Source organism: Actinoplanes sp. CA-051413 (genome assembly GCF_050955795.1).
In the GTDB taxonomy this organism is placed as follows: Bacteria; Actinomycetota; Actinomycetes; order Mycobacteriales; family Micromonosporaceae; genus Actinoplanes.
This window is the reverse complement of sequence record NZ_CP192100.1, coordinates 4652431-4665299: the sequence shown is the minus strand read 5'-3', so window position 1 is coordinate 4665299 and position 12869 is coordinate 4652431. Positions and strand designations below refer to the sequence as shown.

Below are 12869 nucleotides of genomic sequence, written 5' to 3'. Positions count from 1 at the left end.
TGACCTGGAACGTTACGGTACGCGCGGTGTGTTTCCGGCGCGTGGACGGTTATCCTCACCCGTCATACGCTCCAGCGACGGCGGGACGGATGCAGCCTCTGCGACACGGGTACACCAACGACACCCGGGGTGACGGCGCCGTCGTGGTCAAGCGCTTCACCGGCCCGGACGACCGCACCCGTTGGGCCACCGAACGCGACATGCTCCAGCTGCTGGCCGGCCGGCTGCCGGTGCCGGTGCTGCTGTCCGCGCCGACCGGGGAGCTGCACCTGACCCACCTCGGCGGGGTGCACGGCCAGGAGCTGATCGACGCCGGGCACGCCGGGCCGGTGCTGCGCTCGTGCGGCGCGATGGTGCGCCGGCTGGTCGCGGCCGACGTGACGCACGGTGACTACGGTCCCAACAACGTTCTGCTGGACCCCGGCACTCACGAGATCACCGGGATCCTGGACTGGGAATGGGCCCGGTCCGGCGCCGACCCGGTGGAGGACCTGGCCTGGTGCGAGTGGATCGTGCGCACCCATCATCCGGGTGAGGCCGGCGCGCTGACCGAGCTGTTCGCCGGGTACGGCAGCCGCCCGCCCTGGCCCCGGCGGCAGGCGGCCATGCTGGCCAAGTGCCGGGACATGCTGGCTCTGCGCCGCACGCTGGGCCTCGCCGACCCCGGTTACCAGCGCTGGGAACAGGCCCTGCGGACGACCGCCGGCTGGACCGAGCTGTGACTGCCCGGCCGCCGGGCGTTCATCTCGCTGGGAAAGGGTGATGGGGTGGAATTGACTCGGCGGCTGGGTGTCACCGATGCGGTGGTGGTCGGCCTCAGCGCGATGATCGGCGCGGGCGTCTTCGCGGCCTTCGCCCCGGCCGCGGCGGTGGCGGGTGGTTGGCTGCTGCTCGCGCTGGCCGTGGCGGCTGTCGTTGCGTACTGCAACGCGGTCTCGTCGGCGCGGCTGGCGGCGGTCTACCCCTCGTCGGGCGGGACCTACGTCTACGGGCGCAAGCGGCTGGGCGACCTGTGGGGGTTCCTCGCGGGCTGGGGCTTCGTCATCGGCAAGACCGCCTCCTGCGCGGCGATGGCGCTGACCTTCGGCGCGTATGTGGCGCCCGGCCACGAACGCCTGCTGGCCGTGCTCGCCGTCGCGGCCCTGACCGGGCTGAACCTGGCCGGGGTGCAGAAGTCGGCGCTGGCCGCCCGGATCCTGGTGGCGATTGTGATCGTCGTGCTGCTGGCGGTCGTCGCCGCGGGCTCCACGGACGGCCTGGCCCACCTCGGCAGCGGCCCGCGGGTCTCGTTCTGGGGTGTGCTGCAGGGCGCCGGCCTGCTCTTCTTCGCCTTCGCCGGGTACGCCCGCATCGCCACCCTGGGCGAGGAGGTCCGCGACCCGGCCCGCACCATCCCCCGGGCCATCCCGATCGCGCTCACCATCACCCTCGTCCTGTACGCCGCGGTCGCCCTCACCCTGCTCGGCAGCCTGGGCCCGGCCCGGCTCGCCATCGTGACCGCACCGCTGGCCGAGGTCGGGCCGGGCTGGCTGGCCCCCGTCGTACGGGTCGGGGCCGCAGTAGCGGCGCTCGGGTCGCTGCTCGCGCTGATCCTGGGCGTCTCCCGGACGACGTTCGCGATGGCCCGTGACCGCAACCTGCCCGGGGTGCTGGACGCCGTCAGCGAGCGGACCGGGGTGCCGCACCGCGCGGAGGCCGCCGTCGGCGTCGCCGTGGCCGTCCTGGTGCTGCTGGTGGACCTGCGCGGCGCGATCGGCTTCTCCTCGTTCGGCGTGCTCGGCTACTACGCGATCGCCAACGCCTCGGCGATGACCCTGCGCCGCGACGAGGGTGCCCCGTGGCGGCCGCTGCCCGTCCTGGGGCTGGCGGGCTGCCTGCTGCTGGCGGCGACGCTCCCCCTGCCGTCGGTCGTCGCGGGGCTGGCGGTCTTCGCGCTGGGCGTCGCGGTGTGGTGGATTCGCCGGCGCGGCACGGCCGGAAGAGCGTGATCCGCCGCTGCCGGCTTCCTGCCATGTGGGCAGGGTCTTTCCTCCATGTCCCGACCGGGAGGACTGTCGGGGGTGTACCCGCCGGGTGCTCACGCTGTGTCTCATGGGGGCGACATGACGGGAAACGCACGGATCCTGGTCGTCGACGACCAGCCGACCATCGTGGACCTGCTGTCCACGGTGCTGACCGGCCACGGCTTCGCGGTCGACACCGCGGGGACGGCGGCGCAGGCCGTCGAGAAGGCCGTGGAGCAGCGGCCTGACCTGGTCCTGCTCGACGTGTCGCTGCCCGACGGCGACGGCATCGACGTGCGCCGGCGGCTGCGGGCCGAGGGCGCGGAGACCGGCGTGGTGTTCCTGTCCGCCCGGGACACCCGGGACGACCTGGTGGCCGAGCTGGCCTACGGCGACGAGGACTGGATCACCAAACCCTTCGACGTCGAGGTGCTGCTGGCCCGGGTGCACGCCGCCCTGCGGCGCCTGGCCGACGCGCCGGGCAACCGGGTCCTGCGCTACGCCGACGTGGAGCTGGACCAGGACACCGGCGAGGTGCGCCGGGCCGGGGAGCCGATCGCGCTGTCACCGTCCGAGCGCGAACTGCTGCGCCTGCTGCTGCGCGACCCGGGCCGGGTGCTGTCGCACGACGAGATCCGGGACGGGGTCTGGCCGGACGTCCCGGGCAGCGGGCACGAGCTGGTCAAGGCCCATGTCGCCTCGCTGCGCCGCAAGCTGGAGCGGGCCGGCCCGCCGCTGATCGCGACGCACCGCGGCTTCGGGTACGCGTTGCGGGCCCGGCTGCCCTGAGGCGGCGCGCCGGTCAGCGCCGGGTGGCGTGCTTGATGCGGTACATGGCCTCGTCGGCGCGGCGCAGCAGGGCCTCCGGGTCGACCCCGGTGCCGGCCACCGCGCCGACGCTGGCGCCGATGGTCAGCCGGTGCCCGTCCACCTCGACGGGCTCGGCCAGTGCGGCCCGGAACCGCTGGGCGACCAGATCGGCAGTGTCCGTGCCGGCACCGGGCAGCAGCACCGCGAACTCGTCGCCGCCCAGGCGGGCCGCAACAGCGGTGTCCGGCAGAGCCGCGCGCAGGCACTCGGCCACCCGCACCAGCACGGCGTCCCCGGCGTGGTGCCCGTACGTGTCGTTGATGGGCTTGAAACCGTCCAGGTCGATGTGCAGCAGCGCGACCCCGCCGCCGACCGCCGCGGCCAGCCGGCGGCCGAACAGCACCCGGTTGGCCAGCCCGGTGAGCGCGTCGTGGGTGGCCTCGTGCCGCAGCCGGTCCTGCAGTTCGCGGGCGTCGGTGACGTCGCGGGCGTTGCTCACCACGGCGGCCACGCTGGGCTCGTGCGTCAGGTTGCGGCTGGTGACCTCCAGCCAGCGCCAGGAGCCCTCCTTGTGCCGGTACCGGGCCTGGTAGGTGAAGGTCGCGCCGGGCGTGGCCATCAGCTGCTGCAGGTCGCCCAGCAACGCGGGCAGGTCGTCAGGGTGGATCAGCGTGATCACCCGGACGCCGAGCATCTCGCCCGGTTCGTAGCCGAGCATCCGGGTGGCCGGGGTCAGGTAGACCATCGCGCCGGTGTGGTCGATCAGCGAGGTGATGTCGGTCGAGTACTCCAGCAGCATCCGGACCCGCTCCTCCTGCCGGCGCAGCGTCTCCAGGCCGGCGTCGGAGCGCCGGACCAGCGACTCGTTCTCGGCGAAGGTGAGCAGCTGCCGGGCCACCACGACGGCGGTGATCACCAGCAGGCCACCGAGCGCGACATGGGCGGTGGCGCTCAGCCCGGACGGCAGGACGGCGGGCAGGACGGCGAAGACGAGCCCGAGCATCGCGTACGGCAGCACGCTGTAGGTCCGGCGGCGCCGCGCGGGCCGGCCCGCGGCCGCCCGGTCGGCGAGTTCCTGCACCCTGGGGGCCACGCTGACCAGGGCGACAGCGGTGATCTGCAGGGCCAGCTGCGCGCGCCACCCGGCGCTGCCCGGCAGCACGCCGCCGTTGACGCACTGGACCACCGCGGCGGCGACGAGCGGCGCAGCCGTGGCCGAGCTGATCGGGCTGTGCCCGCCCATGACGAGCCGGATGACAGCGAAGGTGGTCACGACGGCGATGGCGACCGCGGCCATGGACGCGCCCGAGCTGACACCCAGGGCGGCCGAGCGGTCGGCCATGAACCAGATGGCCACGACGGCGGCGGTCCCGACCGCGGTGGTGTCGAGCAGGTAGCGCAGCCGGACCCGGCTGGGCGCCGCCGGGCGCGGATGGGTGAGCGCGGCGACCACCAGCACGGTGACACCCGCCAGCACGCAGATGCTCTGGAACTGGCCGGTCGGCACCGCACCGGCGTCGGGGCTCCGCAACGCGCCGGCGAGCCGGCCGAGGTGGCCGGTCAGCAGCAGGGCACCCATGGCGGTCATCGCCCGCCAGAACCGCCGGTCCGCGGCGTCACGCCCGGACCGCCGGGCCAGCCGCACCGCGCCGGCCAGCAGGACCAGGTTGAGCGCCGGACCCAGCCAGGCGCGCAGCAGCACGTGGAACGCGATGCCGCCGGGGCCCCAGAGCAGCCAGCCGATCGCCGCCAGGGACACCCCGGCCAGGGCGAGCACCATCGGGTCGGTCGCGACCGTACGGGGCAACGAGCCCGATCGCTCGGGTGGCATCGCGATCCTCCTGCGGGCGTTCGGGCTCGGCACGGCCACGCCGCGCCCACTTACTACACCGGTACGGGGTAGCGGTGCGGGTGCACACCCGGGGTGACAGCGGTGCGGCTCTTTTACGGTTAGCTTTCTTAACCGTTTAAGGTCTCCGCTGGCCCGGTGCCGAATCGTTACTCGGTTGATCAAGCGGAAACATTGCGAAACACCGTTTCCACCTCTTGACTGGCAACCGGGGGAACCGGAGACGGTGACGGTGATGTCACGCCCCGGCGTGATGTGAGATAGGGAGAGGTATGTTCGGTCAATCCAATAGCCCGCGCTTCAGGAGCGCGCTCGCCGGCACGCTGGGCATCGGCCTGGTGTTCGGCCTGGCCGCTTGCGGCGGCAGTGACGACTCGGACGACGATTCCAACACGGCCGCGCAGTCGATCGACTGCGCGCAGTTCAGCTCGTTCGGAGACCTCAAGGGCAAGACGGTCTCGGTCTACACGGGCATCGTGACGCCCGAGGACAAGGCGTACAAGGACTCGTACAAGCCTTTCGAGCAGTGCACCGGCGTGACGATCAAGTACGAGGGCGACAAGTCCTTCGAGACCCAGATCCTGGTCCGCGCCAAGGCGGGCAACCCGCCGGACCTGGCGATCGTGCCGCAGCCCGGCCTGCTCCAGCAGCTCGTGGCCACCGGCAAGGCCGTCGAGGCGCCGGCCGAGGTCGCCGCCAACGTCGACAAGTTCTGGGACAAGAACTGGAAGGAGTACGCGACCGTCAACGGCAAGTTCTACGGCGCTCCTTCCGGTGCCAGCGTCAAGTCGCTGGTCTGGTACTCGCCGAGCGAGTTCAAGGACGCCGGTTACACGGTGCCGACGACGCTCGACGAGCTCAAGACGCTGACCGACAAGATGGTCGCGGACAAGAAGAAGCCGTGGTGCGCGGGCATCAGCAGCGGTGAGGCGACCGGCTGGCCGCTCACCGACTGGCACGAGGACATGATGCTGCGGCTCAGCGGCCCGGAGACCTTCGACAAGTGGGTCAAGCACGAGATCCCGTTCAACGGCCCCGAGTCCTCGGCGGCGCTGGACGCGGTCGGCGCGTACCTGAAGAACCCGGCGTACGTCAACGGTGGCCTGGGCGACGTCAAGAGCATCGCCACGACCACCTTCCAGGACGCCGGCCTGCCGATCCTGGAAGGCCAGTGCTCGCTGCACCGCCAGGCGAGCTTCTACGCGGCGAACTTCCCCAAGGGCACCAAGGTGGCCGAGGACGGCGACGTCTTCGCGTTCTACCTGCCGGGCAAGACCGCCACGGACAAGCCGGTCCTCGGTGGTGGCGAGTTCAACGTGGCGTTCGCGGACCGTCCGGAGGTCAAGGCCTTCCAGACGTACCTGTCGACCGACACCTGGGCGAACATCAAGGCCAAGGCCTCCCAGGGCTGGGTCAGCGCCAACAAGAAGCTCGACCCGAACAACCTGAGCAACCCGATCGACAAGCTGGCCGCGACGATCCTGCTCGACCCGAACACGGTCTTCCGCTTCGACGGCTCGGACCAGATGCCGGCCGCCGTGGGCTCCAACGCCTACTGGAAGCAGACGACGAGCTGGATCACCGGACAGGACACCAAGACGACGGTGGACAACATCGAGAAGGCCTGGCCCAAGTGATCTGAATCTTCACCCGGGGCCGGTCGCCGCAAGGCGACCGGCCCCGCCGCTCTCCAGAGGAGGTACGGGTCGCGTGTTCGACACCGCCGACACCACCGCCGAGAAGTTCACGCAGATGTTCGCTGCGATCCTTCTCTTCGCCGCGGTCGTGGGCATCATCCTGTTCATCGCGGGGCGCTTCGGCGGCCGCCGCGGTGACAAAATCGTCGCCTATTCCTATCTCGCCCCGACGCTGATCATGCTGCTCGTCGGGCTCGTCTATCCGGGCATCCGCACCATCTACCAGTCGTTCTTCGACGCGGCCGGCAGCGCCTTCATCGGCATGGACAACTACAAGACGATCTTCACCGACAACGACCAGCTGACGGTGCTGCGCAACACCGTGTTCTGGGTCGTGGTGACGCCGTTCGTAGCCACCGCGGTCGGCCTGCTCTACGCCATCCTGGTCGACAAGGCGAAGATGGAGTCCTTCGCCAAGGCGCTGGTCTTCCTGCCCATGGCGATCTCGTTCGTGGGCGCGTCGATCATCTGGAAGTTCGTCTACGAGTTCCGCCCCGACCAGGGCAACGTCAAGCAGATCGGGCTGCTCAACCAGGTCCTGGTCTGGCTCGGCGGCAGCCCGCAGCAGTGGCTGGTGGACTCGCCGCTGAACACGTTCCTGCTGATCGTGGTCATGATCTGGATCCAGGCCGGCTTCGCGATGACCGTGCTGTCCGCGGCCATCAAGGCCATCCCGGACGACATCATCGAGGCCGCCCGCCTCGACGGCGTCGGCCCGTGGGGCATGTTCCGCTTCGTGACCCTGCCGGCCATCCGCCCGGCGGTGGTGGTCGTGCTGACCACCATCGGCATCGGCACGCTGAAGGTTTTCGACATCGTGCGCACGATGACCGGCGGCCAGTTCAACACCAGCGTCATCGCCAACGAGTTCTACAGCCAGAGCTTCCGCAGCGACAACCAGGGTCTCGGCTCGGCCCTCGCGGTGCTGCTGTTCCTGCTGGTCATCCCGATCGTCGCCTACAACATCCGGCAGATCCGCAGTTCGGAGGCGCTATGACCACCGTCACGCCGGTCACCACGACGCCACCGCTGACCCCGGACAAGCCGAACGCGGCGGCGGTCGCCAAGAAGAAGCTGACCTCGCCGTGGGCCTCACTCGCGGCCCTGGTCATCGCGGTGCTCTGGACGCTGCCGACGTTCGGATTGCTGGTGTCGTCGTTCCGCCCCGAGCGGGCGATCAAGACGACCGGGTGGTGGACCTTCTTCTCCGACCCGAAGTTCACCATGGACAACTACAAAGCCGTGCTGGACGCGGAGAGCGGCGCCGGTCTCGGCTCGTTCTTCGTCAACTCGCTGGTGATCACCATCCCCTCGGTGATCATCCCGCTGTGCCTGGCCTGCCTGGCCGCGTACGCGTTCGCCTGGATCAAGTTCCCCGGGCGCAACATCCTGTTCCTGGCGATCTTCGCCCTGCAGATCGTGCCCCTGCAGGTGACGCTGATCCCGCTGCTCACGCTGTACGTGGACGCGGGCCTGGCGAACACCTTCTGGACGATCTGGATCTCGCACGCCATCTTTGGCCTGCCGCTGGCGATCTACCTGCTGCACAACTTCATGCGGGAGATCCCGGCCACCCTGCTGGAAGCGGCCCGGGTGGACGGCGCCGGACACGTGTCGATCTTCTTCCGGGTGCTGCTGCCGCTGCTGCGACCGGCCCTGGCCGCGTTCGGCATCTTCCAGTTCCTCTGGGTGTGGAACGACCTGCTGGTCGCCCTCACCTTCGCGGGCGGCGGCGACGCGGTCGCCCCGATCACCGTGGCGCTGGCCAACCTCAGCGGCACCCGCGGCACGGCCTGGCACCTGCTGTCGGCGGGCGCCTTCGTGTCGATCCTGGTGCCGGTGACGATCTTCCTGCTGCTCCAGCGGTACTTCGTCCGCGGGCTGCTCGCGGGCAGCGTCAAGGGCTGACCCGAGGCGCGCAAAGGGCCCGGGACCGCTGCGGCGGTTCCGGGCCCTTTTGTCGTACCCGGCACCTAGGGTCGGGCGATGACCGTGCACAAGCTGTCGCGGGCCGATGCGCGCCGCGTCGCCGTGCGGGCGCAGTTGCTCGACGCCCGGGCGCCCGGCGGGATGCTCGACGTGGTGCGGCGGTTGACGCTGCTGCAGAACGACCCGGCCACCGCCGTCGCGCCCAGCGCCGACCTGGTGCTGTGGAGCCGGCTCGGCTCGGCGTACCGGCCCGGGCAGCTGCGCGACGCCCTCGACGAGCAGGCCCTGCTGGAGCTGCACGGCATGGTCCGCCCGCCGGAGGACATCGCGCTGTACCGGGCCGAGATGGCCGAGTGGCCCGGACGGCCACCGCTGCGTGAGTGGCAGGAGGACCTGCGGGAGTGGGTCGACGCCAACAACGGCTGCCGGCTCGACATCCTGCACCGGCTGCGCGCCGACGGCCCGCTGACCACCCGCGAGCTGCCGGACACCTGCGAGATCCCGTGGCGTTCCTCGGGCTGGACGGACAACCGCAACGTCACGAAGCTGCTCGGCTTCCTGGTCCAGCGCGGCGAGGTGGCCGCGGCCGGCCGGCGTGGCCCCGACCGCCTGTGGGACCTGGCCGAGCGCGTCTACCCGGACGACGTGGTGCCCTACGAGGAGGCGCTGCGCCGCCGCGACGAACGCCGCCTCAGCGCGCTCGGCATCGCCCGGGCGAAGGCGCCGAAGAGTCCCAGCGAGCCCGACGACGTGGGCGCCGCGGGTGAGCCGGCGACCGTCGAGGGCGTGAAGGGCCAGTGGCGGGTCGACCCGCGGCACCTGGATCAGAGCTTCACCGGCCGGGTCGCCCTGCTGTCGCCGCTCGACCGCCTGGTCTACGACCGCCGGCGCCTGACCGAGCTGTTCGAGTACGACTACCAGCTGGAGATGTTCAAACCGGCCGCCAAGCGCCGCTGGGGCTACTGGGCGATGCCGATCCTGGACGGCGACCGGCTGGTGGGCAAGCTGGACGCCGCCGCGGACCGCCGGGCCGGAGTGTTCCGGGTGCACGCGATCCACCAGGACGTCCCCTTCACCCACGCGATGACCGCTGCCGTGCAGCACGAGATCTCAGACCTGGCCGACTGGCTCGGTCTGGACCTCGTGCTGCCGGCGTGAGCTGTCAGGGCTCAGCCGTCGATGTGCAGCGGGGTCACGTGCCAGATGTCGCGGCAGTAGTCGCGGACCGTGCGGTCCGAGGAGAAGAAGCCGCTGCGGGCCGTGTTCAGGATGGACGTACGGGTCCAGCCCTCCCGGTCGCGCCAGGCGCGGGCCACCCGGTCCTGGCAGTCCACGTAGGCGCGGTAGTCGGCCAGCGTCAGGTATTCGTCGCGGTTCAGCAGGTCGTCCACGATCTCCTTGTCGTAGTGGGCCACCGTGTCGAGCACCTCGCGCAGTTCCGCGTCCCGGTCGTAGTAGGCGCGCGGTTCGTAACCCCGGGCCCGGACCGCGTCCACCTCGGTGGTGTCCAGGCCGAACAGGAAGAAGTTGTCCGCGCCGACCCGGTCGCGGATCTCCACGTTGGCGCCGTCCAGGGTGCCGATGGTGAGGGCGCCGTTGAGGGCCAGTTTCATGTTGCTGGTGCCGGAGGCCTCCTTGCCGGCCAGCGAGATCTGCTCGGACAGGTCCGCGGCCGGGATGATCAGCTGGGCCCGGGAGACGTTGTAGTCCGGCAGGAAGATCATTTTCAGGTACGGCGAGACGACCGGGTCCTCGTTGACCAGGTCAGCCACCGTGTTGGCCAGGCGCATGATCCGCTTGGCCGCGTAGTAGCCCGGCGCCGCCTTGCCGCCGAACACGATCGTGCGGGGCACCACGTCGTGGACCTGGTCCCGGCGGATCCGGTGGTACTGCGCGACGACGTGCAGCACCCGCAGCAGCTGCCGCTTGTACTCGTGGAACCGCTTGATCATCACGTCGCAGAGCGCGTCCGGGTCGATCGCCACGCCGGTCGCCGCCAGCGCGTGCCGGGCCAGTTCCTCGCGGTTGCGCCGCTTGACCTCGCGCCACTGCTCGCGGAAGCCGGGATCGTCGGCGGCCGGCTCCAGCTCGACCAGCCGGTCCAGGTCGGTCAGCCACTCCCGGCCGCCGATCCGCCCGCTGATCAGGTCGGACAGCCGCGGGTTGGCCAGCCGGACGAAGCGGCGGGGCGAGATGCCGTTGGTGACGTTGTGGAAGCGTCCCGGCCACAGCTCGGCGAAACCGCGCAGGGTGGTGGCGGCCAGCAGGCGCGAATGCAGCTCCGCGACGCCGTTGACCGCCGAGCTGCCCACCACGGCCAGGTGCGCCATCCGGACCCGCTGCTCGCCGCCCTCCTGGATGATCGACAGCTCCCGCAGCTTGGCGTCGTCACCCGGGTAGCGGGCGGCCACCTCCTGCAGGAACAGGTGGTTGATCAGGAAGATGATCTCCATGTGCCGGGGCAGCAGCCGCTGCACCAGCGCCACCGGCCACGTCTCCAGCGCCTCGGGCAGCAGCGTGTGACACGTGTACGCGAACACCCGCCGGGTGATCGACCAGGCCCGGTCCCACTCCAGGCCCTCCTCGTCGACCAGCATCCGCATGAGCTCGGCGATGGCCATCACCGGGTGGGTGTCGTTGAGCTGGATGACCACCTTGCCGGCGAAGTCGTCCCAGTCGTTGTTGCGCAGCCGGAACCGCCGCACGATGTCCCGCAGCGCGCAGGTGACCAGGAAGTGCTGCTGCTTGAGGCGCAGCTCGCGGCCGAGCTCGGTGCTGTCGTCGGGGTAGAGGACCTTGCTGATGTTCTCCGAGCGGACGATCTCCTCGACCGCCTCGCCGTACTGGCCGGCGCCGAAACGGGACAGGTCGAAGGACTCCCGGGCGGCCCGGGCGCGCCACAGCCGGATGATGTTGACCGTGGTCGTCCCGTACCCGGGCACCAGCATGTGGCTGGGCTCGCCCAGCACGACCTCGCCCGGCACCCAGCTCTTGCGCAGGCCCTCCAGGGGCTCGACGTGGCCGTAGAAGCCGACCGTCTGCTGGTCGTCAGATGCGTGGAACTCCCACGGGTTGCCGTAGAAGGTCCAGTCGTCGGGCCGCTCGACCTGGCCGCCGTCATGGAAGGCCTGCTTGAAGATGCCGAAGTCGTAGCGGATGCCGTACCCGACCGCGGGGATGTCCTGGGTCGCCATGGCGTCCAGCAGGCAGGCGGCGAGCCGGCCCAGGCCGCCGTTGCCCAGGCCGGGCTCAACGTCCAGGGCGTCCAGATCCGAGTTCGACAGCCCGAGGCCCGCCAGCGCGCGGCGGGCGCTGTCCTCGGTGCCGGAGTAGAGCAGGTTCTGGTCGAGCTGCTTGCCGAGCATGTACTCGGCCGACAGGTAGTAGATGAACCGGGGGTTGGCCCGATAGTGCGCGGCCGCCGTGCGGATATAGCGGTCGACGAGCCGGTTCCGCACGGTCAGGGCGAGCGAGTGGTAGGCGTCCTGCGCACTCGCCGACTCCAGGGTCGTGCCGCGCTGGTAGTACAGGTTGCTGAGCAGGTCGCGCCCGAAGTCGCCGGGCGTGTCGCCGGAATGCGGCGACGTCACGTAGGTCACGGCTGGTCCCTCCCGACGGTGATCCGTCCCTCGACGGTCTCACGGGGAGTATCAACGCTCGACGGAAACGCCCCGCTCCGGGGTGCGGAACGGGGCGTTTCGCGGCGTTAGGCGGACAAGTCGTCGGAGATTTCGTCCTCGGGGTCCTCGGTGGGGTCCTCGTCCGGCTCCGGGCTGGTGGTCGGCGTGGGCTCCGCCGAGGGGGTGTCGTCAGTCGGGGTGTCCTCGGCCGGGTTGTCCTCGGCCGGCGGGGTCGGCTGCGGCGTGGGCGACACGGTGGGCGTGGGGGTCGGCTTGACCACCGCACTCCTCTTCTGCGTCACCGAGACCTTGGTGGCGGTGTAGGCGCCGCCGACCCGGGTGCCGTTGACGGTGATCCTGGCCCCCACCGCGACCGTCTTGAGGGCGGTGCGCTTGCCGTTGACGACCACGCGCAGGCTGCCCGGGACGGTGACGGTCACGGTCTTCTTGCGGATGTCCTTGGTGCCGCCGCTGGCCAGCAGCGTCACAGTGCCCGCGGCGGCGTCGACGGCGGTGACCTTGCCGGACGCGGCGAACGGCGTCCGGACGGGCTTCTTGGTCTTGCTCGGCTTCGGGTTCGCCTTCTGCGCGGAGACCGGCTTACCGCCCGGCTGGGCGAAGGCGGTGGCGGCCGTACCGACGGCGGGAACGACGATCCCGGCGGCCAGCAGGGCGGCGACAGCAGTACGACGCAGACGCATCGGGAGATCTCCTTGTTTCGGGGGTGAGATCAGCGTCGGCCCGCCGGGGTGCGAACGGGTGCCCGGCCCGGTTGCGGGCGGGTTGCCGTGCCCGGCGGGCGCTGCCGCGGCAGGCGTGTCCGAGCCGGGAGTCGGGTAACGGGCAGCCATGACGCTGGGGCCTGGGCCTGGGCCTGGCGGTCTTCGGCGTGGTCACGTTCGGCGGCAGCGACCCGGTCTTCGTGGTGTTCTGGCTGGTGGCTCTGGTGCTGATCGTCGGT

At 70.9% G+C, this 12869-nt stretch carries 10 protein-coding genes; 7 read left to right on the top strand and 3 right to left on the bottom strand.

Annotation, left to right across the window (positions count from 1 at the left end):
• Window positions 1–89: 89 nt before the first annotated feature.
• From ACQP2Y_RS22070 to ACQP2Y_RS22060, 3 genes are all read left to right on the top strand, one after another.
• On the top strand, window positions 90–722 hold the full coding sequence (locus ACQP2Y_RS22070; protein ID WP_433731195.1) for a phosphotransferase: 633 nt from the start codon (window positions 90–92) through the stop codon (window positions 720–722).
• Window positions 723–824: 102 nt separating this feature from the next.
• Complete coding sequence (locus tag ACQP2Y_RS22065) at window positions 825–1988, top strand: APC family permease (protein ID WP_433732019.1); 1164 nt, start codon at window positions 825–827, stop codon at window positions 1986–1988.
• Between the two features lie 114 nt (window positions 1989–2102).
• A complete protein-coding gene (locus ACQP2Y_RS22060; RefSeq protein ID WP_433731193.1) occupies window positions 2103–2792 on the top strand; it encodes a response regulator transcription factor in 690 nt (229 codons plus the stop codon).
• Window positions 2793–2805: 13 nt separating this feature from the next.
• On the opposite strand, the gene ACQP2Y_RS22055 is transcribed toward ACQP2Y_RS22060, so the two are convergent.
• Window positions 2806–4644, bottom strand: coding sequence for a diguanylate cyclase domain-containing protein (locus ACQP2Y_RS22055; protein ID WP_433731191.1), 1839 nt, complete (start codon window positions 4642–4644; stop codon window positions 2806–2808).
• Window positions 4645–4934: 290 nt separating this feature from the next.
• Between ACQP2Y_RS22055 and ACQP2Y_RS22050 the strand changes: the two genes are divergently transcribed.
• The 4 genes from ACQP2Y_RS22050 to ACQP2Y_RS22035 all read left to right on the top strand — a co-directional run bounded on the left by ACQP2Y_RS22050 (window position 4935) and on the right by ACQP2Y_RS22035 (window position 9446).
• On the top strand, window positions 4935–6299 hold the full coding sequence (locus ACQP2Y_RS22050) for an ABC transporter substrate-binding protein (RefSeq protein ID WP_433731189.1): 1365 nt from the start codon (window positions 4935–4937) through the stop codon (window positions 6297–6299).
• 115 nt (window positions 6300–6414) lie between these two features.
• Window positions 6415–7356 (top strand): carbohydrate ABC transporter permease, encoded by a 942-nt coding sequence (locus tag ACQP2Y_RS22045; protein WP_433732017.1) that lies wholly within the window; start codon window positions 6415–6417, stop codon window positions 7354–7356.
• Complete coding sequence (locus ACQP2Y_RS22040; protein WP_433731187.1) at window positions 7353–8267, top strand: carbohydrate ABC transporter permease; 915 nt, start codon at window positions 7353–7355, stop codon at window positions 8265–8267. The genes ACQP2Y_RS22045 and ACQP2Y_RS22040 overlap by 4 nt, the downstream gene beginning before the upstream one ends.
• Window positions 8268–8345: 78 nt before the next feature.
• On the top strand, window positions 8346–9446 hold the full coding sequence (locus ACQP2Y_RS22035; protein ID WP_433731185.1) for a DNA glycosylase AlkZ-like family protein: 1101 nt from the start codon (window positions 8346–8348) through the stop codon (window positions 9444–9446).
• Between the two features lie 11 nt (window positions 9447–9457).
• Here the strand turns inward: ACQP2Y_RS22035 and ACQP2Y_RS22030 are convergent, their stop codons facing one another.
• Entirely contained in the window at window positions 9458–11887 is a 2430-nt protein-coding gene (locus ACQP2Y_RS22030) for a glycogen/starch/alpha-glucan phosphorylase (protein WP_433731183.1), read from the bottom strand.
• Between the two features lie 107 nt (window positions 11888–11994).
• A complete protein-coding gene (locus tag ACQP2Y_RS22025; RefSeq protein ID WP_433731181.1) occupies window positions 11995–12609 on the bottom strand; it encodes a hypothetical protein in 615 nt (204 codons plus the stop codon).
• Window positions 12610–12869: the final 260 nt, after the last annotated feature.